The following is a 24,093-nucleotide window of genomic DNA, read 5'->3' as shown; positions in this document are numbered from 1 at the left end:
AAATGAAATGAGCCGCGGACAGGCGGCCAACGACAGATGCGGCAAGCCGGTCGAGTATCCGGCGGATTCACAAGTCAGGAGGCGGACGAAAGCGTCCGCATGTAACCATGGCACGGCAAGAAGCCAACGAGCAGTTTCAGATTACCTCGTTCCTGGATGGCGCCAATGCTTCGTATATCGAGCAGCTCTATGCGCGCTATGAGGAAGACCCGAACTCGGTCGGCGAGGAATGGCGGTCTTTCTTTAAGGCGCTGGAAGACAATCCGGAAGATGTGAAGAAGGCGGCCAAGGGTGCATCCTGGCGCAAGAAGGATTGGCCTCTGCAGCCCAAGAGCGACCTCGTTTCGGCGCTCGACGGTGATTGGGGCACTGTTGAAAAGATCATCGAGACCAAGGTCAAGGGCAAGGCGGAAGCCGCCGGCAAGCCGACCGATGGCGCCGATATCCTGCAGGCAACGCGCGATTCCGTCCGTGCCATCATGATGATCCGCGCCTACCGCATGCGCGGTCACCTGCATGCCAAGCTCGATCCGCTCGGGATCGCCGCGCCTGTTGAAGACTACAAGGAACTGTCGCCCGTAGCTTACGGCTTCACCGAGGCCGACTATTCCCGCAAGATCTTCATCGACAACGTTCTCGGCCTCGAATACGCCACCCTGCCCGAGATGATCGAGATTCTCGAGCGCACCTACTGCTCGACCCTCGGCGTCGAATTCATGCACATCTCCAATCCGGAAGAGAAGGCCTGGATTCAGGAGCGCATCGAAGGCCCGGACAAGGGCGTTGCCTTCACACCGGAAGGCAAGAAGGCAATCCTCGCCAAGCTGGTCGAAGCCGAAGGCTACGAGCAGTTCCTCGACGTGAAGTTCAAGGGCACCAAGCGCTTCGGTCTCGATGGCGGTGAATCGCTTGTCCCGGCGCTCGAGCAGATCTTAAAGCGCGGCGGCCATCTCGGCCTTCGCGAAGCCGTGTTCGGCATGGCTCACCGCGGCCGCTTGAATGTGCTCTCACAGGTCATGGGCAAGCCGCACCGCGCCATCTTCCACGAGTTCAAGGGCGGTTCCTACGCACCTGATGAAGTCGAAGGTTCGGGCGACGTGAAATATCACCTCGGGGCGTCCTCAGACCGTGAGTTCGACGGCAACAAGGTTCACGTGTCACTGACGGCCAACCCGTCGCACCTCGAAATCGTCGACCCTGTCGTCATGGGCAAGGCCCGCGCCAAGCAGGATATGGGCGCTACCGTCTGGGAAGGCGACACCATTCCGCTTTCCGAGCGCGCAAAGGTTCTGCCGCTGCTGATCCACGGCGACGCGGCTTTTGCCGGCCAGGGCGTGATTGCAGAAATCCTCGGCCTGTCCGGCCTGCGCGGTCACCGCGTTGCCGGCACGATGCACGTCATCATCAACAACCAGATCGGCTTCACCACCAATCCGGCCTTCTCGCGTTCGTCGCCCTATCCGTCCGATGTCGCCAAGATGATCGAGGCGCCGATCTTCCACGTCAACGGCGACGATCCGGAAGCGGTTGTCTACGCGGCCAAGATTGCCATGGAATTTCGCATGAAGTTCCACAAGCCTGTCGTCGTCGACATGTTCTGCTACCGTCGCTACGGCCACAACGAAGGCGACGAGCCGTCCTTCACGCAGCCGAAGATGTACAAGGTCATCCGCGCTCACAAGACCGTGCTGCAGATCTATGCGGACCGCCTTGTTGCCGAGGGTCTCGTCAGCGACGGCGAAGTCGAGAGGATGAAGGCCGATTGGCGCGCGCATCTCGAGCAGGAATTCGACGCCGGCCAAAGCTACAAGCCGAACAAGGCCGACTGGCTGGACGGCGAGTGGTCGGGCCTGCGCACGGCTGACAATGCCGACGAGCAACGCCGCGGCAAGACCGCCGTTCCGATGAAGACGCTCAAGGACATCGGCCGCAAGCTGTCGGAAATTCCGGAAGGCTTCCGTGCGCACCGCACGATCCAGCGCTTCATGGAAAACCGCGCCAACATGATCCAGACGGGTGAGAACCTCGACTGGGCGATGGCTGAGGCGCTTGCCTTCGGTTCGCTGGTGGTCGAAGGCCACAAGATCCGTCTCTCCGGTCAGGATTGCGAACGCGGCACGTTCTCGCAACGTCATTCGGTTCTCTACGATCAGGAGACCGAAGAGCGCTTTATTCCGCTTGCGAACCTGTCGCCCAACCAGGCCCGTTATGAAGTCATCAACTCGATGCTCTCGGAAGAAGCGGTGCTCGGCTTCGAATACGGCTATTCGCTGGCTCGTCCGAACGCGCTGACCCTTTGGGAAGCCCAGTTCGGTGACTTCGCCAACGGCGCGCAGGTCGTCTTCGACCAGTTCATCTCGTCGGGCGAACGCAAGTGGCTGCGCATGTCCGGTCTCGTCTGCCTATTGCCGCATGGCTACGAAGGTCAGGGCCCGGAGCACTCTTCGGCCCGCCTCGAGCGCTTCCTGCAGCTCTGCGCTGAAGACAACATGCAGGTCGCCAACGTCACGACGCCGGCGAACTACTTCCACATCCTGCGCCGGCAGCTGAAGCGTGACTTCCGCAAGCCGCTCGTTTTGATGACGCCGAAGTCGCTGCTGCGCCACAAGCGGGCTGTTTCCAGCCTTGCCGAACTCGCCGGCGAGTCCTCCTTCCATCGCCTGCTCTGGGACGATGCGGAGGTCATCAAGGACGGCCCGATCAAGCTGCAGAAGGACAACAAGATCCGCCGCGTCGTCATGTGCACCGGCAAGGTCTATTACGACCTTCTGGAAGAGCGGGAAAAGCGTGGCATCGACGACATCTACCTGCTGCGCGTCGAACAGCTCTATCCGTTCCCGGCAAAGGCGCTCATCAACGAGCTCAGCCGCTTCCGGAACGCAGAGATGGTCTGGTGCCAGGAAGAGCCGAAGAACATGGGCGCATGGTCGTTCATCGACCCGTATCTGGAATGGGTGCTCGCCCATATCGATGCGAAGTACCAGCGCGTCCGCTACACCGGTCGCCCGGCCGCCGCTTCGCCGGCAACGGGTCTGATGTCCAAGCATCTGTCGCAGCTCGCCGCATTCCTCGAGGATGCGCTGGGCGGCTAAGGGATCGGGCGATGGCATATTTCTTCCTCAGACTTGTGCCGCCTCGTCTCCGTTTTCCGCATGATGCGACCGGGGAGGAAATGGCCGCGATGAAGCGCCATGTCACCTATTGGCACCAAAACGCAAAAGAGGGATCGGCGATTGCCGTCGGTCCCGTCTTCGAAGGTGAGGGAGCCTGGGGCATGGCAGTCGTTTCGGCAGTGGATCAAAAGGCGGCGCAAGCGCTTGCCGATGCCGATCCGATCATCCAGTCCGGTTACGGCTTTCGCTTTGACATATTGCCAATGCCCTCGATCATTCTCCGGCCATCTGTTGCCGGAAACGAATAAACGCACACAAGCAAATCAGGATTTGAACAATGGCCACAGAAATCCGCGTTCCAACTCTCGGTGAATCCGTCAGCGAGGCAACCGTCGGTACCTGGTTCAAGAAGGTCGGCGACGCCATCAACGCCGACGAGCCGATTCTCGAGCTTGAAACCGACAAGGTGACCATCGAAGTGCCGGCTCCCGCTTCGGGGACGCTGTCTGAAATCGTTGCCCAGGCTGGCGAAACCGTCGGTCTTGGCGCACTGCTCGGCCAGATCGCCGCAGGCGCCGGTGCTGCAGCTGCTCCGGCTCCTGCTGCCGCTCCTGCCAAGGCCGCCGAACCCGCTGCCGCGGCACCTGCACTGGTCGCCGCTGCTGCTTCGCCGGCGGCTTCCGTATCCGCCATGCCGCCGGCACCGGCTGCTGCGAAGATGCTTGCCGAGAACAGCCTGTCGGCCGATCAGGTCGACGGCAGCGGCAAACGCGGCCAGGTTCTGAAGGGCGACGTGATCGCCGCTGTTGCCAAGGGCATCTCCGCCCCGGCGGCCACTGCGGCCCCTGCCGTTCCGGCGGCTGCCCGCGGCCCGTCGACGGTCGAGGACGCCGCTCGCGAAGAGCGCGTGAAGATGACGCGCCTGCGCCAGACGATCGCCAAGCGCCTGAAGGACGCACAGAACACCGCCGCCATGCTCACCACCTACAACGAGGTGGACATGAAGGCCGTCATGGATCTGCGCGCCAAGTACAAGGACGTCTTCGAAAAGAAGCATGGCGTGAAGCTTGGCTTCATGGGCTTCTTCACCAAGGCGATCACGCATGCGCTGAAGGAACTCCCGGCTGTCAACGCCGAGATCGACGGCACTGACATCATCTACAAGAACTTCTGCCACATCGGCATGGCCGTCGGCACGGACAAGGGTCTCGTCGTGCCTGTTATCCGTGACGCTGACCAGATGTCGATTGCCGAAGTCGAGAAGGAACTGGCGCGTCTGGCAAAGGCTGCTCGCGACGGCTCGCTTTCGATGGCCGATATGCAGGGCGGCACGTTTACGATCACCAACGGCGGCGTTTACGGTTCGCTGATGTCCTCGCCGATCCTGAATGCTCCGCAGTCCGGTATCCTCGGTATGCACAAGATCCAGGACCGTCCGGTTGTCGTCGGCGGCCAGATCGTCATCCGTCCGATGATGTATCTCGCGCTCTCCTACGATCACCGCATCGTCGACGGTAAGGAAGCCGTGACCTTCCTCGTTCGGGTCAAGGAAAGCCTGGAAGATCCGGAACGTCTGGTTCTCGATCTCTAAGCAATCGACTGGGCCGCATGAGCGGCCCTTTTCACCTCGGCGGGGGCGCGCGATGTCGCTGGCAATTTCCACAGGGCGTATGACGATCATGCCTCCCCTTGCCAAAGGCAGGGTCGGGGTTTCGTTCGCGTTTCTGTTGGCGCTGCCTGCGGCCGCCGTCGGCGCTTCCGACTGCCGGCAGGCGAGCGCTGTCTATGCCGACCGGGATGGCGCCTACGAGCTGCGCTTCACGCCGATCGATTCGGGAGCGGCGGCTGCCAGCAACCGGTTCACGTTGAAAGTGCTGAAAACCTCGATCGAACTCGACGGCTACGTCATGCCCTCGGACGATCCCGAGCGCGCCGTCGGTATCCTGATGTTTAAATGCCCAGGCGGCGACGTGACGGGCGCCGATCTTGACGCCTGCACAATCTGGCAGGGCACAGTCTACGGTGCAAATGCCAAGGGCGAGATCGACAACCTTCAGCCTGAAGCTGCGGCGGCCGCTGACAGCGTCTTTCTGCCAGGCCTCGGTCCGTCGATCCGCCAATCGCAGATCTGGGGTAACGACAAGGCGAGTGTTGCGCCGTGGGACGTCCTGGCATTCAAGGAGTGCGCAAAATGACAAAACGACCGGTCCTTCTCGTCACCGGCGGCAGCCGGGGCATCGGTGCTGCGGTCTGCCGGCTTGCTGCCCGTCAGGGCTGGAACGTCGCGGTGAACTACGCCGCGAACCGCGCTGCTGCCGACACTGTTGTCTCCGAAGTCAAGGCTGAGGGTGGCGACGCTATCGCGATCAAGGGCGATGTCGGCAGCGCGCAGGATATCACTTTGATGTTCCGGGCCGTCGACAGACATTTCGGACGGCTGGATGGACTGGTCAACAATGCCGGCATCGTCGATACGCAGCAGCGCGTCGACGAGATGAGCGTCGAACGCCTTGAGCGGATGATGCGGATCAATGTGACCGGCTCGATTCTCTGCGCGGCCGAGGCCGTCCGCCGCATGTCGTCGAAGCATGGCGGCAAAGGCGGCGTAATCGTCAACATCTCGTCGATGGCTGCGGTTCTAGGTTCGGCCACGCAGTATGTCGATTACGCCGCGTCGAAGGCCGCGATCGATACCTTCACCATCGGTCTGTCACGAGAAGTGGCGAACGAGGGCGTGCGTGTGAACGCCATCCGTCCTGGCGTCATCGATACCGACATTCATGCGTCCGGCGGCCTGCCGAACCGCGCGCGCGACCTGGCGCCGAGCATCCCGATGCAGAGGCCCGGTACGGCGGAGGAAATCGCCGATGCGGTCCTCTACCTTCTTTCGCCGACGGCTTCCTATATAACGGGCGCCATACTCAATGTAAGCGGCGGCCGTTAGGACGCGGAGACCTTTTTTTCATGCAATATCTTCTCGAATTTCTCGGCTTGATGGCCGTCTTTTCAATCTTCATCGTTGTGCCGGGAGCCGACTTTGCCGTCATCCTGCGCCAGAGCATCGTGCATGGCCGTCGTGCCGCTATCATGACCGGCCTTGGCATGGGTTTCTCCCTGCTGTTTCACATCAGCTACACGATCCTCGGCCTCGGCCTGATCGTCTCCAAATCGCTGATGCTGTTTGCCATGATCAAGTGGGCCGGCGTCGCCTATCTGGTCTACCTCGGCATCAGATCGTTCCGCGAGCCGGGTTTCAACGTGAATGAAATCGAGGTGACGGAGGAAGACCGCAAGCCGATCTCGGCGCTGAAATGCCTCGGCATGGGCTTCATCACCAACGCGCTCAATCCGAAGCCGGTGCTCTTCTTCCTGTCGCTGTTTTCGACGCTGGTGCATCACGATACCCCGGCACTGATCCAGTTCAGCTACGGCATCGGCATGGCCACAGCGCTCGTCGCCTGGTTCGCCGGCGTCTCCACCTTCTTCACCGTCAAGCCCATACGCGACCGCTTCATCGCAAGTGGCAAATGGTTCAACCGCATCACCGGCGCCGCACTGGTCGGCTTCGGTTTCCGCCTCGCGCTCGCCCGCGCGGCTGACTGAGCAAATAACGAAAAGGAAAAGAAACAATGTCCTATGATGTGATCGTTATCGGAACCGGGCCCGGTGGCTACGTCGCTGCCATCAAGGCGGCGCAGCTTGGCCTCAAGGTCGCCGTGGTCGAAAAGCGCGCGACCTTCGGCGGCACCTGCCTGAACGTCGGCTGCATCCCGTCCAAGGCGTTGCTGCATGCCTCCGAAATGTTCCATCAGGCCGGCCACGGCATGGATGCGCTCGGCATCGAAGTCGCCGCCCCGAAGCTGAACCTTGAAAAGATGCTGGCGCACAAGGATGCGACGGTGAAGTCGAACGTCGACGGCGTTGCCTTCCTCTTCAAGAAGAACAAGATCGATGCCTTCCAGGGCACCGGCAAGATCGTATCGGCTGGTAAGGTTTCCGTGACCGGCGAAGGCGGCAAGGTGCAAGAAATCGAAGGCAAGAACATTGTGATCGCCACCGGCTCCGACGTGGCCGGCATTCCGGGTGTGAAGGTCGACATCGACGAGAAGGTGATCATTTCCTCGACGGGCGCGATCGCGCTCGAAAAAGTGCCGGAAACGATGATCGTCGTCGGCGGTGGTGTCATCGGCCTCGAGCTTGGTTCCGTCTGGTCGCGCCTCGGCGCCAAGGTCACCGTTGTCGAATATCTCGATACAATTCTCGGCGGCATGGATGGCGAAGTCTCCAAGCAATTCCAGCGGATGCTCGTCAAGCAGGGCGTGGCCATCAACCTGAGCTCCAAGGTGACGGGCGTCGAAAAGGGCGGCAAGGGTGCCAAGGTAACGTTCGAGCCGGTTAAGGGCGGCGATGCGCAGACGCTGGAAGCCGAGGTCGTTCTGATCGCGACCGGCCGCATTCCTTACACGGCCGGCCTCGGTCTTGAAGAAGCAGGCGTCAAGCTCGACAACCGTGGCCGCGTCGAGATCGACGGTCATTTCCGTACGAACGTTCCCGGCATCTACGCGATCGGCGACGTGGTGAAAGGGCCGATGCTGGCCCACAAGGCTGAAGACGAAGGCGTGGCACTCGCCGAAATCCTCGCCGGCCAGCATGGCCATGTGAACTACGACGTCATCCCGAGCGTCGTCTACACGCAGCCGGAGGTCGCTTCCGTCGGCAAGACCGAGGAAGAGCTGAAGGCCGCAGGCGTCGCCTACAAGGTCGGCAAGTTCCCGTTCACGGCCAACGGTCGTGCCCGCGCCATGCTCGCGACCGATGGCTTCGTGAAGATCCTTTCCGACAAGGAAACTGATCGTGTCCTCGGCGGCCACATTGTCGGCTTCGGTGCCGGCGAGATGATCCACGAGATCGCCGTGCTGATGGAGTTCGGTGGTTCCGCGGAAGATCTCGGCCGCACGTGCCACGCGCACCCGACCATGTCGGAAGCGGTCAAGGAAGCGGCTCTCGCCGCCTTCTTCAAGCCGATCCATATGTAATATTAAATTTTGGCAATACGGGACGGGCCGCTTGCTTCACAGCAGGCGGCCAATTTACCTTAGAACAGTTCTAATTGCTGTTTTGAGGATAGATACATGCCTACCGATTCTCGTGATGCATATAGCCTGCCGCAGCGGTTGCTGCATTGGGTGATGGCGCTCATGATCTTTTTCAACCTGCTCTTTCCAGATGGTATGAACGCTTGGAACCGGACGGTCCGTCGGGGTGGCATCCCATCGGTTGATCAGGTTGCATCTGCCAATGTGCATGCCTATGTCGGTATCGGCATTCTCATTCTGGCAATCCTTCGTGTTTGCTTGCGCCTTATTCAGGGCGCGCCCGCTGAGCCGGCGGCGGAACCGAAGATATTCCGGATTGGCGCCAAGGTCGCACATGCCGCGCTCTACCTGCTGATCTTCCTCCTGCCGCTGACCGGCATGGCGGCGTACTATCTAGGGGTCGATATTTCCGGCGAGCTTCACGGCGGTATCTTCAAGGCGGTCCTGTGGGCCGTGATCAGCGCGCACGTCGCTGGCGCGCTCGCCCACCAGTTCTACTGGAGGACCAATGTTCTCAGGCGAATGACCGTCGGGAGCTAGTTGACGGCCGTCACCGTGAAGCCCTGCTTGCGCAACAGTTCAATCACGCCGCCTTCGCCCGGCAGATGCAGGGCGCCGACGGCCATAAAGACGTTGCCATTGGCAAGGATCGGGGCTGCACGCTCGGCCATCACCTTGTTGCGGTCGAGGATGATGCGCTGCTCGAAGGCTGCGTAGTCGCTGTCCTCGTCCTTGCCGTCAGGCGAGACGGTCTTCAGCATCGGAATGGTCATGCCGATATCGCCTGAGAGGTAGAGATCGGTCATGGTTTCCACCACATCGTTCATCTTCGATCCCAAGGCCAGCGTTTCGATCAGCGACTTCATGTGGAATTCGGTCGGCAGCTCGGCCATTGCCTGTAGCTGCTCGGCAAGCGTTTCCAGACCCTTGACCTGTTTGCCCTCGGCAACGGCGTCTGCGGCAATCTTCTGGTCGAGGAATTGTACGCCCTTCGCCTTGCGGGCCATTTCGCAGCCAGGCAGGGCAACGACGCTTGAAATCATCCAGGGACGCATGCGCGAGACTGCGGCAAGCGGGATGCCGCGCTGCTTCAGACCCTCCTCCAGGCGAACATAGTCGTCGTGAGACAGAAGCTTCTCGATCGTCGTCCCATCGGTGAACATCATCAGATCAGGCTTCATCAGCAGAGCGGCGGAAGCCTTCTTCTCATCGAGGATCTCGTCGGATTCGATCACGACCGTGTCGGCGGCATCGTGGGCCGCCTGCGTGCGTGGCGGGAGCGTCAGCACGCGTGGATCGGTGACATGCATGCTGCCGAGCAGCCAAGACGGATTCACGCCCGGCTTTTCGATCTTCCAGAAAATGCCCTTGCCGTTCGGCACGGCGTCCGCTTCCTTGACCGCTTCGGCGTAGCGGATCGGGTCGCGCTGCTTGAGATCGGTGAGGATGTTGCGGCCAGTGCAGCTGGCGTCTGCGGCGGCTGCCGATGAGACCGAGAACAGCACGGCGATCAGCGTTGCAGCGAGCAGCATGTGAAATACAGCGATCAGCCAAAGCAGGAGATTGCCCGGCGATGCGATGTGCAGGCTGCGGTGGCCGATGGAAATCGTCATGATGGTGTTCCGGTCACTGTGATCGCCAAGCTTTACGCTTCGCGTGCGGATATTCCTTTAAGAGAAGCCGTTAACAAAAGATTACGCCCGAGGATGGGCACGGTCGTAAACTTCCAGCAGACGGGATGAATCCACACCCGTGTAGACCTGGGTGGTGGAAAGGCTGGCGTGGCCGAGCAATTCCTGAATGGTTCGTAGGTCGCCGCCGCCCGCCAGAAGATGGGTCGCGAAGGAGTGCCGCAGCGCGTGCGGTGTCGCTGTCTCGGGTAGGCCGAAGGCACTTCGCATCTTCTGCATCGTGCGCTGGATGATCGCCGCCTGCAGCTTGCCGCCGCGCGCGCCGCGAAAGAGAGGCTCGTTGCCTTCAAGATGATAGGGACACAACGACCGGTATTTCTCGACTGCCTCGAAGACGATGGTAAGCAGCGGCACGAGGCGGGTCTTGTTGCCCTTGCCGGTAACGCGCAGTGTCGCCGCTCCGCGGTTGAAGTCGTCAGGCGTCAGATCGAGCGCTTCGGAGATGCGCAAGCCGCAGCCATAGAGCAGGGTGAAAACGGCGGCGTCGCGTGCCGCGATCCAGGGCTCTTCGTGTAGCTGCGCTTCGTCGCTGACAACGGTGACGGCCTGCCTGTCGGAAAGTGGCTTCGGCAGCGACTTCGGCTGCTTCGGCGAGCGGATCGCACTGGCGCCGGCTGCATTCACCAGCCCCTTCTTTTCGAGGTAATGCAGCAGTGAGCGTAAGCCGGCGAGATTGCGGCCAAGCGAGCGGGGTCCGGATCCCTCCTTGCGACGTGCGGCGAGGAATGCGCGGAAGTCGGCGGGCCGCAGCGCATGGATATCCTTCAGCGTTGCGGGTCCCGCGAGATGACCGGTCAGGAAGGTAAGGAACTGGCGCGTGTCGCGCTCGTAGGCATCGAGCGTATGCTCGGAAAGGCGACGCTCGCTGGCCAGGCTGTCGAGCCAGGCGGTGCGTTCCGCCATCAGGCGCGGGTCGGCGATGATCAGGAGTTCGTTCACGTGTCTGGCCCTTGAATTTGCCAATCCGGCTGCCAATTCTGAAGGACCGACAGTTATGGAATTGCTAATACCGCCCAAGTGGTTGTCATGGTTCCATCATATTAATCGACGTAACTGGTTTCCCAACGACGCAGGATCTTGCATGCCACGGCGCCACCCCACGACCGCTTTCGGACAATTCGCGGAAGCGATTGCCCTCGTTTCCCATGGCAAGCCGGGACATATCGTTGACACATTGATCGCCGAGCGCGGACAGAGAATCGTCAAGCACCCCTTCTGGCCGATCATGCGGCCCTTTCTCCATACGCTCCTGCGCTACAACAGGGCCATCAGCTTCGCCAACGACGTCGCGAACATGCCAGGCTTCCAGTGCTTCGAGTACATGAGCAACCTATTGAAGCTCGAGATCAATGTCAGGCATGGTGAACGCATTCCTGGTACCGGCGGCTTCATCCTCGTCAGCAACCATCCGACCGGCATTGCCGATGGGGTGGCCGTCTTCGATCTCTTGAAGAACAAGCGGCCCGACATGATGGTGTTCGCCAACCGTGATGCCATACGTGTCAATCCGCGCTTTGCCGAGGTCATTATTCCGGTCGAATGGCGGGAAGAGTATAAGAGCAAGCTCAAGACCCGTGAGACGCTGCTGATCACCAACCGTGCGGTCAGGGAAGGCAAGGCAACGGTTCTCTTTCCGTCCGGGCGGATTGCCTATTGGGCGAACGGACGGCTGAACGAGCGTCCGTGGAAAACCTCGGCTGTCGGGCTTGCCCGCAAGTACAATCTGCCGATCCTGCCGGTGCATATGACGGCACGGAATTCGGGCCTTTTCTACTGGCTCGCAAAGTGGTCGACGGAGCTCAGGGATATGACCGTCTTTCACGAGCTTCTGAACAAGCGCGGCGACCGGTTCGACTTTGTGGTCGGCAACCTGATCCCGGTGGAGCATCTCGACGGCAATATCAACGAGGTGACCAAGGCATTGGAAGACCATACGGTGTGCGCCCTCGATATGGATGACGACGCGCAGTTCCTGCCTCTGGTCCGACCGGCGGAGCCGGTGCTGGCCGGCGCCCATTCAATTCCCTGAGCGGATAGGTTAAAGCGAGCCATGCTGCTCCGCTCGATGTTTGCCCAGAACTACCGGTCCTTGCGATCAATCCGCATGGATCTTTCGGGCATCAATCTATTCATCGGTGAGAACGGGGTCGGGAAGTCCAACCTTTACCGCGCGCTGCAGCTTATCCAGGCGTCAACGCGCGGGCGACTGGCGCATGAAATCGCGGCCGAAGGCGGAATGTTCTCGGCACTGTGGTCTGGCCCGCGCCGGGACTCCGATGGGCCGTTCCGAATCCGCTTGGAAACAGAGCTCCTGGATGAGGAAAGGGCGATCACCTTCCGCTATCGCGTTGAGGCCGGTTTGCGACCGCCGATGGCTGCGGCGGGCTTTCCCTTCGAACCGCAGATCAAGGCCGAAGAGCTTTCGGTCGAGACCGGGACGCGACCGGTCACCATGATGAGGCGCGCCGGCCCCGCGATCTCGGTTCGTGGGCCGAACGGTCGGATGCAGGATTATCCGGAGCAGGCGCTGACCTCGGAAACCGCGATCGCGCTTCTCGGCGATGCGGGGCACTATCCCGAGATCGGAACGTTTCGCCGTGCGATCGACGGCTGGCGCTTCTTTCACGGCTTCCGCACGGACCGCTCTTCACCGCTGCGCGCACCCTGTCTTGCCGTCACAGCGCCGCTTTTGGACGAGGATGGCGCCAACATCGCCGCAGTCTTCGCGACGCTTGTGCATACGCGTGAAGATGCCGTCGATCTCGATCGGGCCGTCGCCGCCGCCCTCGGCGGTGCGCGGCTTGTCGTGCCGTTGCCCGAGGAGACGACGGAGTTCGGCCTTTCCTTCCCGGAATTTCCGAACCGCGTGTTTCAGCCGCGCGAGCTGTCGGACGGGCAGATCCGCTTTCTGGGGCTTGCGGCCGCGCTGATGTCATATCGTCTGCCGCCGCTGATTGCACTGAACGAACCGGAGGCAAGCCTGCATCCGGACATGCTGCTGCCGCTGGCCGACATGATCGCGGACGCGGCGCGAAGCAGCCAGCTCTGGATCGTCACCCACTCCGAGCCGCTGGCGGCTGCCGTGTGCGAGCGATGCGGTGCACGCGCCCGCCATGTCGTGCGGCAGGATGGTGCCACCTGGATTGAAGGAATGCGGCTCACCGGCGTCATCGACGAGGACGAGTGAGACGGCGCGGACAATGTTCCAGGTTTTCTTTTTAAGCCGATCCGGGCATGGTCTCGCCCGATGAGCACAGATTCGTCCGATCTCTTTGGAGCGCTGTTTGAGACGCCGCCGGCCAACCGCACGGTTCCGGTGCTCGTTCCCATGCCTGCGCCGAAGCCCTATTCCTATGCTGTGCCAGAGGGCATGGCGGTCGAACCGGGCTCGGTCGTACAGGTGCCGCTCGGTCCGAGGCAGGTGATTGGCGTCGTCTGGGATGGCGGCGAAGACGGTGTCGATCCGAAGAAACTCAGGCCGATCAGCCATGTCTTCGATTGCCCGCCGCTGACCAAGGAGATGCGCGATTTCATCGACTGGGTGGCGAGTTACACACTTTCGCCCCCTGGTCTCGTGGCGCGTATGGCGCTGCGCGCACCCAACGCCTTCGAGCCGGAGCCGATGGTGGAAGGACTGCGCTTCGTCGGCGGCGAGCCGGAGCGGATGACGTCGGCACGCGCCCGTGTGCTTGATATCGCCGGTGATGGTCTGTCATGGACGCGAAGCGGGCTTGCGCATGCCGCCGGCGTCTCGACAAGCGTGGTCGACGGCCTAGTCAGCCAGGGTATTTTCGAGACGGTGTTCCTGCCGCCGCCACCGGTGGTCGCCAAAGCGGATCCAGATTTCGTGTCAGCACGGCTTGAAGGGCCGCAGAAGGACGCCGCAGACGAGATTCTCGCCGAAGTTCGAAAGGGCGAGTTCGCGGTCGCGCTGATCGACGGCGTCACCGGTTCGGGAAAAACGGAAGTCTATTTCGAGGCGATCGCGGAAACACTGAAGCGCGGCAAGCAGGTGTTGATCCTGTTGCCGGAGATCGCCTTGACGGCGAGCTTTTTGGAGCGATTTCAGGATCGCTTCGGCGCAAAGCCCGCCGAATGGCATTCCGACCTGGCACCGCGCACCCGCGAAAAGGTTTGGCGTCAGGCAATCACGGGCGAGGTTCGCGTCGTTGCCGGCGCGCGTTCGGCGCTGTTTCTGCCGTTCGAGGATCTTGGCCTCATCATCGTCGATGAAGAGCACGACCCGGCGTACAAGCAGGAGGACCGTGTCTATTACAACGCGCGCGACATGGCAGTCGTACGCGCTCGCATTGGCGATTTCCCCGTGGTTCTCGTGTCCGCCACGCCCTCGGTCGAGAGCCAGGTCAATGGGCAGAGCGGGCGTTACAGCACCATTCACATGCCCACCCGTTTCGGCGATGCAGCGTTGCCGGATCTGCACCTTATCGACATGCGTCGCCATGCGCCCGCGCGCGGCGGCTTCCTGTCGCCTGTCCTCATCCGGGCGATCGGCAAGACGATCGACAAGCAGCAGCAGGCGCTTCTCTTCCTCAACCGGCGGGGCTATGCCCCACTGACGCTCTGCCGCGTCTGCGGCCACCGCTTCCAGTGCCCACAGTGTTCCAGTTGGCTCGTCGAGCACCGGTTTAAGAGACAGTTGCAATGCCATCAGTGCGGTCATGCCGAGCGGACGCCCGAAGCCTGCCCGGAATGCGGCACGTTCGATCACCTCGTTGCATGCGGGCCGGGTGTCGAGCGCATCGCCGAAGAGGTGGAGCGCCATTTTCCTGAAGCGCGAACGATCGTGCTCTCGTCTGACATGATGGGCGGCGTCAAGCGGCTGCGGCTCGAGCTCGAGGCCATCGCGAAGGGAGAAGCTGATATCGTCATCGGTACGCAGCTTGTCGCCAAAGGTCATAACTTCCCGCTGATGACGCTAGTCGGCATCGTCGATGCCGATCTCGGGCTTGCCAATGGCGATCCGCGCGCTGCCGAACGCACCTTTCAGCTCTTGTCGCAGGTCACGGGCCGCGCCGGCCGTACCGGCCTGAAGAGCCACGGCCTGCTGCAAACCTACCAGCCGCAACATCCCGTCATGCAGGCGATCGTGTCGGGCGACGCCAGCGCCTTTTACGAGCGCGAGATAGCGGAGCGCGAGCGTGCCATCCTGCCGCCGTTCGGGCGGCTGGCGTCGATCATCGTCTCGGCGGAAACGCGCCACGATGCGGAAAACCACGCCCGCGGCATTCGAAACGCTGCCCCCAATGTCTCCGGCATCTCCGTGCTCGGACCTGCGGAAGCGCCGCTTGCGCTGGTTCGAGGCCGCTATCGTTTCCGGCTTCTCGTGCATGGGCGGCGGAATTCAGACATGCAAGCGTTTCTCAGGGCCATGCTTGCGCAAGCGCCGAAGGAGCGCGGGTCGGTGCATGTGCAGCTCGATGTGGACCCGCAAAGCTTCCTGTAGATGGTGTTCCGACGGGCTTTTGCCGGGTACGGCAATCATGCCATAAGGACGGCGAAGCAGGGGATTCGGGGTCGGTCGAATGGATTTTTATTTTCCAACGGAGTTGGGCGAACAGCTCGCTTTCACAGCAGCCACATTCACGGCGCTGGCGGGCTTTGTCATCATGTTTGCACCAGGCTATGCGATGCGGCTGTTCGGCCTCATGCCGCGCGAGGGCCGGCGTAACGGTTATGCCGAACAACGATCCGTCGGCGGCTTCTATCTCGGCTTCGGTCTTTCGGCCATTATGCTGGCGCAGAGCTGGATCTACATGGCGCTTGGCGCGTCCTTCGCCATGGCGGCGTTTGCGCGGATCATCTCGCTCCTCTCAGATAAGGGGAGCACAATTCTCAACTATTTACTTCTGGTTGTGCAAATCGTTTTGGCAGCACTGCCACTCGCCTATGTTTTCGGTTTCTTTTCCGCTTGAGTTGAGCGGATATCTCTCGTGCTGAGCTCTTTGTAGCCGGGCTTTGAGCATTTTTGCGTTAGAAATCGATGGGAAAGCCGTATTCGGGCGTTACGCGTGTTGCGAGTCCGAACATCCTATGTTAGACGGACCCCGAATTTCGGAAGAAGCAAGAGGCTTCTCTTGCGATTTCTGGGGGAAATCATAACGAATTCAAGATCCTAGGTCAGGCGCCCGCCGGCGACCGGATTCTTGAGTTGAAATCAGGGAAATTTGGGCCAGTGGCAGACACATCCCAGCTTACTTCTGGTGTTGCAGAGCGCTATGCCTCGTCGCTGTTCGAGCTGGCGCTCGAGCAGGGCGCCGTCGAAAGCGTCACCAAGGACCTCGACCAGTTCCAGGCGATGCTCGACGAGAGCGACGACCTGAAGCGTTTCGTTTCGAGCCCTGTTTTCTCGGCCGACGACCAGCTCAAGGCGATCGTTGCCATCAGCGAGAAGGCTGGAATTAGCGGCTTCTTCGCAAATTTCCTGAAGGTCGTGGCGCGTAACCGCCGCCTCTTTGCCCTCCCGGGCATGATCAAGGCCTTCCGCATCATCGCCGCAAACCAGCGTGGCGAAATTACTGCCGAGGTCACCTCGGCCCATGCGCTTGGTGCAGCGCAGGAAACCGAATTGAAGGCGGCGCTCAAGGGCGTCACCGGCAAAGACGTGGCGATTGCCGTCACGGTTGATCCGTCAATTCTTGGTGGTCTGATCGTGAAGGTCGGGTCCCGTCAGATTGATACGTCTCTTCGTACGAAACTCTCTACCCTTAAGCTTGCATTGAAAGAGGTCGGCTGATGGATATCCGCGCTGCGGAAATTTCCGCAATTCTCAAAGACCAGATCAAAAACTTCGGCAAAGAGGCAGAAGTCTCGGAAGTCGGTCAGGTTCTCTCCGTCGGTGACGGTATCGCTCGCGTTTACGGTCTGGACAATGTTCAGGCAGGCGAAATGGTCGAGTTCCCCGGTGGCATCCGGGGCATGGCGCTGAACCTGGAATCGGACAACGTTGGTGTTGTTATTTTCGGTTCGGACCGCGACATCAAGGAAGGCGACACCGTCAAGCGGACCGGCGCCATCGTTGACGTTCCGGTTGGTCCGGAGCTGCTCGGCCGCGTTGTCGATGCTCTCGGCAACCCGATCGACGGCAAGGGCCCGATCAATTCGACCCGCCGCGCGCGCGTCGACGTCAAGGCTCCGGGCATCATTCCGCGCAAGTCGGTTCATGAGCCGATGTCGACCGGCCTCAAGGCTATCGACGCGCTCATCCCGGTCGGCCGTGGCCAGCGCGAGCTCGTCATTGGTGACCGTCAGACCGGCAAGACCGCGATCATTCTCGACACGATCCTGAACCAGAAGGCTATCCACGACAATGGCCCGGACAGCGAGAAGCTGTTCTGCGTCTACGTCGCTATCGGTCAGAAGCGTTCGACTGTTGCCCAGTTCGTCAAGGTTCTCGAAGAACGCGGCGCAATGAAGTACTCGATCGTCGTTGCCGCAACGGCTTCCGATCCTGCTCCGATGCAGTACCTGGCACCGTTTGCCGGCTGCACGATGGGCGAATACTTCCGTGACAACGGTCAGCACGCGCTGATCGGTTATGACGACCTGTCCAAGCAGGCTGTTGCTTACCGCCAGATGTCGCTGCTGCTGCGCCGTCCGCCGGGCCGCGAAGCTTATCCGGGCGACGTTTTCTACCTGCACTCGCGTCTCCTCGAGCGCGCTGCAAAGCTCTCCGACGAAAAGGGCGCTGGTTCTCTGACGGCTCTGCCTGTCATCGAAACCCAGGGCAACGACGTTTCGGCCTTCATTCCGACCAACGTGATCTCGATCACCGACGGCCAGATCTTCCTCGAAACCGACCTGTTCTATCAGGGTATCCGTCCGGCCGTTAACGTCGGTCTGTCGGTTTCCCGCGTCGGCTCCGCCGCTCAGGTCAAGGCGATGAAGCAGGTTGCCGGCTCGATCAAGGGCGAACTCGCCCAGTATCGCGAAATGGCCGCCTTCGCTCAGTTCGGCTCCGACCTCGATGCCTCGACGCAGCGCCTGCTGAACCGCGGTGCACGCCTCACCGAACTCCTGAAGCAGCCGCAGTTCTCGCCGCTGAAGACGGAAGAGCAGGTTGCGGTGATCTTCGCCGGCGTTAACGGCTACCTCGACAAGATCCCAGTCGCACAGGTCGGCAAGTTCGAGCAGGGCCTGCTGTCGTACCTTCGCTCGGAAGGCTCGGCTATCCTCGACACGATCCGCACGGACAAGGCAATCAGCGACGATACGAAGGGCAAGCTCACGGCTGCCATCGATAGCTTCGCGAAGTCCTTCGCCTAATCGGACCCAAAGGACGGATAACGGATGCCTTCACTTAAGGATCTGAAAAACCGGATCGCCTCCGTCAAGGCGACGCAGAAGATCACCAAGGCGATGAAAATGGTTGCCGCGGCGAAGCTTCGGCGTGCCCAGGAGGCGGCCGAGGCCGCCCGTCCGTACTCGCAGCGCATGGGTGCCGTTCTGGCAAACATCGCTGGTGCGATGACGGAGGCCGACGGTGCGCCGGCTCTGATGACGGGCAACGGCAAGGACCAGGTTCACCTGCTGGTCGTGTGCACCGCCGAACGCGGCCTGTGCGGCGGCTTCAACTCGCAGATCTCGCGTTTTGCGCGCGATCACGCTCGCAAGCTCCTCGCCGAAGGCAAGACCGTCAAGATCTTTACCGTCGGCAAGAAGGGTTACGACGTTCTGCGCCGTGAATTCGCTTCGCTCATCGTCGAGCGTAAGGAATTGCGTGAGGTGAAGAAGGTCGGTTTCGAGAATGCCGATCAGATCGGCAGGCGCATCATCGAGATGTTCGAAGCCGACGAGTTCGACGTCTGCACGTTGTTCTACTCCGAATTCAAGTCGGTGATTTCGCAGGTTCCGACGGCACAGCAGCTCATCCCGGCATCGGCTCCTACGGCCGTTGTCGAAGATGCGGCGCACGCTGGCGCGGTCTACGAATACGAGCCGGATCCGGCATCGATCCTCGAGGATCTGATCCCGCGCAACATCTCCGTCCAGATCTTCCGCGCGCTTCTTGAGAACGTCGCCGGCGAAATGGGCGCCAAGATGAGCGCGATGGACAATGCAACGCGCAACGCTGGTGAAATGATCAATAAGCTGACGCTCAACTACAACCGTCAGCGTCAGGCTCAGATCACCAAGGAACTCATTGAAATCATTTCGGGCGCGGAAGCGCTCTGAGGTTAGGGAAAGAGGGTAAGAAGATGGCTAAGGCAGCTACCCCCAAGAAGACTGCGGCAGGCTCTGCCGGCAAGGTCACGCAGGTTATCGGCGCCGTCGTGGACGTTGCTTTCGAAGGCGAACTGCCGGCGATTTTGAACGCGCTTGAAACGAGCAACGGCGGCAACCGCCTGGTTCTCGAAGTTGCGCAGCACCTCGGCGAGAACGTAGTTCGCACCATCGCCATGGACTCGACCGAAGGTCTGGTTCGCGGTCAGGCCGTTTCCGACACCGGTGCTCCGATTGCCGTTCCGGTTGGTCCGGAAACGCTCGGCCGTATCATGAACGTCATCGGTGAGCCGGTTGACGAAGCAGGTCCGCTGGTCACCGCCTCCAAGCGCGCGATCCACCAGGACGCTCCGGCTTACGTCGATCAGTCCACGGAAGCACAGATTCTCGTCACCGGCATCAAGGTCGTCGACCTTCTCGCCCCTTACGCAAAGGGCGGCAAGATCGGCCTCTTCGGCGGCGCCGGCGTCGGCAAGACCGTTCTCATCATGGAACTGATCAACAACGTTGCCAAGGCGCACGGTGGTTACTCGGTCTTTGCTGGCGTGGGTGAACGCACCCGCGAAGGCAACGATCTTTACCACGAAATGATCGAATCCGGCGTCAACAAGCATGGCGGCGGCGAAGGCTCCAAGGCTGCCCTCGTTTACGGCCAGATGAACGAACCGCCGGGCGCCCGCGCTCGTGTGGCTCTGACCGGTCTGACGGTTGCTGAAAATTTCCGCGACCAGGGCCAGGACGTTCTGTTCTTCGTCGACAACATCTTCCGCTTCACGCAGGCAGGTTCCGAAGTGTCGGCTCTGCTCGGCCGTATTCCGTCGGCCGTGGGCTATCAGCCGACGCTCGCTACGGATATGGGTCAGATGCAGGAGCGCATCACGACGACGACGACCGGCTCGATCACCTCGGTTCAGGCCATTTACGTTCCTGCCGACGACTTGACCGACCCGGCTCCGGCAACCTCGTTCGCCCACCTGGACGCTACGACCGTTCTGTCGCGCTCGATCGCTGAAAAGGGTATCTACCCGGCCGTCGATCCGCTCGACTCCACCTCGCGCATGCTCGACCCGATCGTTGTCGGCGAAGAGCACTACGAAGTGGCTCGTAAGGTTCAGTCGACGCTGCAGCGGTACAAGGCCCTGCAGGACATCATCGCCATCCTTGGCATGGACGAATTGTCCGAAGAGGACAAGCTGGCCGTTGCCCGCGCCCGTAAGATCGAGCGCTTCCTGTCGCAGCCGTTCTTCGTTGCTGAAGTCTTCACCGGTTCGCCGGGCAAGCTCGTCGCGCTCGAAGACACGATCAAGGGCTTCAAGGGTCTGGTCAACGGCGAATACGACCACCTGCCGGAAGCTGCCTTCTACATGGTCGGCTCGATCGACGAAGCCATCGAGAAGGCCAAGAAGCTGTCCGCAGCTGCCTGATGAGCGACGCTCACAACGAGATCTTCTGCTGCGACGCTCTTCGGGAAGTCGCAGCAGAGCTTCCCGCTCCGGCAGCGCCGACGATCTATAGATCGGACGATGGCAAGCTGATGATGGTGGTGGGATTGATCCAGACCGAGGAAGGTCTTGGATATCTTGATCAGGCGATAGTGCACTGCCCGTTCTGCGGGACCAATTTGCAAGATACAGAAGCCGCCGAGAAGGTAAGTCACTGATGGCTGACAATTTCAATTTTGAACTCGTGTCTCCCGAGCGCCTGCTCCTTTCGGAGATGGTGACCGAAGTTGTCATTCCGGCAACCGACGGCGAGATGACCGTTATGGCGAACCACGCCCCGACGATGACGACCATCAAGCCGGGTATCGTCAGCGTTCGTTCGGCCAATGGCTCGAAGCGGGATTACGTGGTTTTTGGCGGCTTCGCCGACATTCTGCCGACCGGCTGCACGCTGTTGGCCGAGTCCGCCGTCATCGTTCAGGATCTCTCGAAGGACGAACTGACGCTTCGCATCGAAGCGGCACAGAGAGAGATCGCAGACGCCGTGCATCACGAGCACAAATCGCGTCTGGAACACTACATCATGGAACTGACGCACCTGCAGGGTGTGATCAACCAGGATTGATCGACTTCACATTCCGGTAGTTTGAAGCGGCCTTTCGGGCCGCTTTTTTATTTGTTCTCGTGCTCTCCGTCGTTGCGAAAAAGAATGGCAAGTGGACGCCTGTAAGGTGCGTGACTAGACTACCTCAAGCAAACTTGAGGTCCGCGCCATGGAAGAAGGCTTCACCAATCCCTTCAGGAAATTACTGACAGTCGGTGAAGTCGCCGACCGCAGTGGGCTTGCCGTTTCTGCGCTGCATTTCTACGAAGCCAAAGGCCTCATTTCCAGCATCCGTTCACGCGGCAATCAACGCCGCTTCGGCCGCGATGTGCTTCGCCGCCTCGGCATCATCAAGGTCGCGCAGCGTGTCGGCATTCCCTTGGCCGAGATCCAGGCTGCTTTCGCTACGCTGCCGCAGGGCCGCACGCCGACCACTACGGACTGGCAACGCCTGTCGGCCCTTTGGAAGGAGGATCTTGATACGCGCATCAGTCGCCTCATTGCGCTGCGCGACCGGTTGACGGATTGCATCGGCTGTGGTTGCCTCTCGGTTGAAAGCTGCCCGCTGCGCAATCCTGATGATCGGCTGGCAAAAGATGGGCCGGGTCCGCGTCTGCTGGAAACCGATGACTAGGCAACGTTTCCCGCTGCATCAGAACAATGCGAGAGCCGCATATGGCTCGATCACGCCGTGGAGGACTGGATGTTTCACCCCAAGCTGTTCGAAAACCGCAACGTGGTTGTCACCGGTGGGGGGAGGGGTATCGGTCTGGAAGTGGCGCGGCAGTTTCTCGACTGCGGGGCAAGGGTATTGGTGCACCTCGGTCGCAGCACCGAGCGCGATTTGCCTGATTTCCTGCTGACGGCGGAAGAAGACCGCCGGGCCTTTCTCGTGACCGCCGATTTTTCAACGCCGGGCGGCACCAGCGGATTTGCCGAGAAGGTCCTTGCAACCTTCGACCGTGTCCATGTGCTTATCAACAATGCCGGAACCATGGTCGGCCGCTTTCCGGCGGGCGATCTGACCGACGACCAGTACCAGACGATTGTGCGGCTGAATCAGACATCGGTCGTCGAGGTAACGCGCGCCCTTATTCCGGCACTGAGAGCATCGCAGGACGCGGCAATCGTGAACACGGTCTCCATTTCCGCATCGACGGGCGGCAGCCCCGGCTCGGCTATCTATTCGGCGTCAAAGGCATTTGTCGCAACCTACTCCAAAGCGCTCGCAAGAGAGCTCGCGCCGGACGGCATTCGCGTGAACTGCGTGTCGCCTGGAACGATCGAAACCGACTTCCACCAGCGGTACTCGTCGCCAGATAAGCTGGAGCAAACCCGCAAGACCATTCCCCTGCAGCGACTGGGTACCTCCGAGGATTGCGCGCCCGCATACCTCTTCCTTTCGGCGCCTTCGCTTTCCGGTTACATCACGGGCCAAGTGCTTGAGATCAATGGTGGCCAACTCATCTGCTGAGTTACCGGGACTTTTTTTGGCATTTTGACAGATCCAAACCGCTGGCTGCTGCGAATATGTTATGATTCCGTTTCATACATGTTGTTTCTCTCAACCAGAGATAAAGAATGCGCTTGCATACACCGAAAGCGGGCATGGCCGATCGGGATCTGCAGAAGCTTTCTGCGAGGGCGCGGGAAGCGAGCGACTTCCTCAAGGCGCTCTCCCATCACACGCGACTGATTATTCTCTGCCTCCTGACGGAGGGAGAAAAGACGGTGGGCCAGCTCGAGGAAAGCCTCGGCATTCAACAGGCGATGGTTTCGCAGCAGTTGGCGCGCCTCAGACTGCACGGGCTCGTTTCCGGCCGTCGTGACGGTCGTATGATCTATTACAGCGTTGCTCATCCGGACACGACCACGCTGCTGCATTTTCTGTTCGCGATGTTTCCAGGAACGCAGGACAATTGACAATCGGCCTTGCCGACTGCTCTTTCTGATTTGAAGGCGGCGGCGTGCCGCAGCTCGGCAGAGAGACCGAATGATCGATAAGCTGGAATTCTTTATTGCGCTCGCCAATGAGAAGCACTTCGGCCGCGCCGCGGAGGAATGCGGTATCTCGCAGCCAACGCTGTCCGCTGCCATCCGCCAGCTCGAAGACCAGCTTGGCGTCATGCTCGTGCAGCGTGGCTCGCGTTTCCAGGGCCTGACGCCGGAGGGTCAGCGCGTGCTCGAATGGGCGCGCCGCATTGTCGGCGACGCCCGCACGATGCGCGAAGAGATGCGCGCGGCCCACAAGGGCCTGTCGGGACATATCAGGATCGCCGTCATCCCGACAGCGCTCGCCATGCTGCCGCGCATCACGACGCCATTTCAGGAGCGGCATCCTGATGTGACCTTTTCCATCGTCTCGCGCAACTCGCTGCAGGTGCTCAGCATGCTGGAGAATCTCGAGATCGACGCCGGCATCACCTACCTGGAAAACGAGCCGCTTGGACGCGTGACCAGCGTGCCGCTCTATGCCGAGCACTACAATTTGATTACGGCCGCTGGCAGTCCTCTGTCCGATCGTGATAGCGTCACCTGGAAGGAAGTGGGTAACCTTCGGCTTTGTCTATTGACGGCGGACATGCAGAACCGCCGTATCATCAATCATCACCTGGCCGAAGCCGGCATAACGGCGCATCCGACGCTCGAATCGAATTCGATGATCGTGTTGTTCTCGCATGTCCGAACCGGACGCTGGGCCAGCATCATGCCCCGCAATGTCGCGAAATCCTTTGGCTTTCCTGCCGAAATACGCATGATTCCGATTGTCGAGCCGCGTGCGCACCATCTTGTTGGTCTGGTTGCGACGCATCGCGAGCCGTTCACGCCCTTGGTGTCCGCCTTGCTGCACGAGGCTCGGATTCTCGCCGAAGAGCCGGAATCTTGATAGAAGTTTTCTATCGTTTG

At 60.8% G+C, this 24,093-nt stretch carries 24 protein-coding genes; 22 read left to right on the top strand and 2 right to left on the bottom strand.

Annotated features, from left to right (window positions below; all coding sequences use genetic code 11):
• The first annotated feature begins 107 nt into the window (after window positions 1–107).
• The 8 genes from K9B32_RS10920 (at window position 108) to K9B32_RS10885 (ending at window position 8,749) form a co-directional block, all read left to right on the top strand.
• On the top strand, window positions 108–3,092 hold the full coding sequence (locus tag K9B32_RS10920) for a 2-oxoglutarate dehydrogenase E1 component (protein ID WP_224561899.1): 2,985 nt from the start codon (window positions 108–110) through the stop codon (window positions 3,090–3,092).
• 11 nt (window positions 3,093–3,103) lie between these two features.
• Entirely contained in the window at window positions 3,104–3,421 is a 318-nt protein-coding gene (locus tag K9B32_RS10915; protein WP_224561898.1) for a YciI family protein, read from the top strand.
• A gap of 29 nt (window positions 3,422–3,450) precedes the next feature.
• Window positions 3,451–4,704: a 2-oxoglutarate dehydrogenase complex dihydrolipoyllysine-residue succinyltransferase gene (gene odhB / locus K9B32_RS10910; protein ID WP_224561897.1), complete on the top strand. Its 1,254-nt coding sequence runs from the start codon at window positions 3,451–3,453 to the stop codon at window positions 4,702–4,704.
• Window positions 4,705–4,756: 52 nt separating this feature from the next.
• The gene (locus K9B32_RS10905) at window positions 4,757–5,308 is read left to right on the top strand and encodes a hypothetical protein (RefSeq protein ID WP_411969699.1); all 552 of its coding nucleotides are present in this window, start codon (window positions 4,757–4,759) and stop codon (window positions 5,306–5,308) included.
• Window positions 5,305–6,057, top strand: a complete 753-nt coding sequence (locus K9B32_RS10900) for an SDR family oxidoreductase (protein WP_224561896.1) — start codon at window positions 5,305–5,307, stop codon at window positions 6,055–6,057. Before K9B32_RS10905 ends, K9B32_RS10900 begins: the two co-directional genes overlap by 4 nt.
• 20 nt (window positions 6,058–6,077) lie before the next feature.
• A complete protein-coding gene (locus K9B32_RS10895; protein WP_224561895.1) occupies window positions 6,078–6,716 on the top strand; it encodes a LysE family translocator in 639 nt (212 codons plus the stop codon).
• A gap of 26 nt (window positions 6,717–6,742) precedes the next feature.
• Window positions 6,743–8,149, top strand: coding sequence for a dihydrolipoyl dehydrogenase (gene lpdA, locus K9B32_RS10890; protein WP_224561894.1), 1,407 nt, complete (start codon window positions 6,743–6,745; stop codon window positions 8,147–8,149).
• 96 nt (window positions 8,150–8,245) lie between these two features.
• Window positions 8,246–8,749 carry a cytochrome b gene (locus K9B32_RS10885; RefSeq protein ID WP_224561893.1) on the top strand — a complete coding sequence of 168 codons (504 nt, stop codon included), beginning with the start codon at window positions 8,246–8,248 and terminating at the stop codon, window positions 8,747–8,749.
• On the opposite strand, the gene K9B32_RS10880 is transcribed toward K9B32_RS10885, so the two are convergent.
• Together K9B32_RS10880 and K9B32_RS10875 are read right to left on the bottom strand one after the other, a co-directional pair.
• Window positions 8,746–9,822: a TraB/GumN family protein gene (locus K9B32_RS10880; RefSeq protein WP_224561892.1), complete on the bottom strand. Its 1,077-nt coding sequence runs from the start codon at window positions 9,820–9,822 to the stop codon at window positions 8,746–8,748. The two genes, K9B32_RS10885 and K9B32_RS10880, sit on opposite strands and share 4 nt — an antisense overlap.
• A gap of 81 nt (window positions 9,823–9,903) precedes the next feature.
• Window positions 9,904–10,839 carry a tyrosine recombinase XerC gene (locus tag K9B32_RS10875; protein ID WP_224561891.1) on the bottom strand — a complete coding sequence of 312 codons (936 nt, stop codon included), beginning with the start codon at window positions 10,837–10,839 and terminating at the stop codon, window positions 9,904–9,906.
• A gap of 142 nt (window positions 10,840–10,981) precedes the next feature.
• On the opposite strand from K9B32_RS10875, the gene K9B32_RS10870 reads away from it, so the two are divergent.
• The 14 genes from K9B32_RS10870 (at window position 10,982) to K9B32_RS10805 (ending at window position 24,073) form a co-directional block, all read left to right on the top strand.
• The gene (locus K9B32_RS10870) at window positions 10,982–11,929 is read left to right on the top strand and encodes a GNAT family N-acetyltransferase (RefSeq protein ID WP_224561890.1); all 948 of its coding nucleotides are present in this window, start codon (window positions 10,982–10,984) and stop codon (window positions 11,927–11,929) included.
• A gap of 21 nt (window positions 11,930–11,950) precedes the next feature.
• Window positions 11,951–13,087 carry an AAA family ATPase gene (locus K9B32_RS10865; RefSeq protein ID WP_224561889.1) on the top strand — a complete coding sequence of 379 codons (1,137 nt, stop codon included), beginning with the start codon at window positions 11,951–11,953 and terminating at the stop codon, window positions 13,085–13,087.
• Between the two features lie 60 nt (window positions 13,088–13,147).
• Entirely contained in the window at window positions 13,148–15,364 is a 2,217-nt protein-coding gene (locus tag K9B32_RS10860) for a primosomal protein N' (protein ID WP_224561888.1), read from the top strand.
• Window positions 15,365–15,443: 79 nt separating this feature from the next.
• On the top strand, window positions 15,444–15,833 hold the full coding sequence (locus K9B32_RS10855; protein ID WP_224561887.1) for a DUF4345 domain-containing protein: 390 nt from the start codon (window positions 15,444–15,446) through the stop codon (window positions 15,831–15,833).
• Window positions 15,834–16,093: 260 nt separating this feature from the next.
• Window positions 16,094–16,654 (top strand): F0F1 ATP synthase subunit delta, encoded by a 561-nt coding sequence (locus tag K9B32_RS10850; protein ID WP_224561886.1) that lies wholly within the window; start codon window positions 16,094–16,096, stop codon window positions 16,652–16,654.
• Window positions 16,654–18,183 (top strand): F0F1 ATP synthase subunit alpha, encoded by a 1,530-nt coding sequence (atpA, locus tag K9B32_RS10845; RefSeq protein ID WP_007796947.1) that lies wholly within the window; start codon window positions 16,654–16,656, stop codon window positions 18,181–18,183. Before K9B32_RS10850 ends, atpA begins: the two co-directional genes overlap by 1 nt.
• Before the next feature lie 24 nt (window positions 18,184–18,207).
• Window positions 18,208–19,092, top strand: a complete 885-nt coding sequence (locus tag K9B32_RS10840; protein ID WP_224561885.1) for a F0F1 ATP synthase subunit gamma — start codon at window positions 18,208–18,210, stop codon at window positions 19,090–19,092.
• Between the two features lie 23 nt (window positions 19,093–19,115).
• Window positions 19,116–20,564, top strand: a complete 1,449-nt coding sequence (atpD, locus tag K9B32_RS10835; protein ID WP_007796943.1) for a F0F1 ATP synthase subunit beta — start codon at window positions 19,116–19,118, stop codon at window positions 20,562–20,564.
• On the top strand, window positions 20,564–20,800 hold the full coding sequence (locus K9B32_RS10830; protein WP_224561884.1) for a hypothetical protein: 237 nt from the start codon (window positions 20,564–20,566) through the stop codon (window positions 20,798–20,800). The genes atpD and K9B32_RS10830 overlap by 1 nt, the downstream gene beginning before the upstream one ends.
• Window positions 20,800–21,207 carry a F0F1 ATP synthase subunit epsilon gene (locus K9B32_RS10825; protein WP_224561883.1) on the top strand — a complete coding sequence of 136 codons (408 nt, stop codon included), beginning with the start codon at window positions 20,800–20,802 and terminating at the stop codon, window positions 21,205–21,207. Before K9B32_RS10830 ends, K9B32_RS10825 begins: the two co-directional genes overlap by 1 nt.
• Before the next feature lie 148 nt (window positions 21,208–21,355).
• Complete coding sequence (gene soxR, locus K9B32_RS10820) at window positions 21,356–21,820, top strand: redox-sensitive transcriptional activator SoxR (RefSeq protein ID WP_224561882.1); 465 nt, start codon at window positions 21,356–21,358, stop codon at window positions 21,818–21,820.
• Between the two features lie 69 nt (window positions 21,821–21,889).
• Complete coding sequence (locus K9B32_RS10815) at window positions 21,890–22,660, top strand: SDR family NAD(P)-dependent oxidoreductase (protein WP_224561881.1); 771 nt, start codon at window positions 21,890–21,892, stop codon at window positions 22,658–22,660.
• A gap of 107 nt (window positions 22,661–22,767) precedes the next feature.
• Window positions 22,768–23,109: an ArsR/SmtB family transcription factor gene (locus K9B32_RS10810; RefSeq protein WP_224561880.1), complete on the top strand. Its 342-nt coding sequence runs from the start codon at window positions 22,768–22,770 to the stop codon at window positions 23,107–23,109.
• A gap of 70 nt (window positions 23,110–23,179) precedes the next feature.
• Window positions 23,180–24,073, top strand: coding sequence for a LysR family transcriptional regulator (locus K9B32_RS10805; protein WP_224561879.1), 894 nt, complete (start codon window positions 23,180–23,182; stop codon window positions 24,071–24,073).
• The last annotated feature ends 20 nt before the right edge of the window (window positions 24,074–24,093 follow it).

The organism is Rhizobium sp. 3T7, assembly GCF_020166565.1.
In the GTDB taxonomy this organism is placed as follows: domain Bacteria; phylum Pseudomonadota; class Alphaproteobacteria; order Rhizobiales; family Rhizobiaceae; genus Rhizobium.
This window is presented reverse-complemented; position numbering and strand designations above follow the sequence as displayed.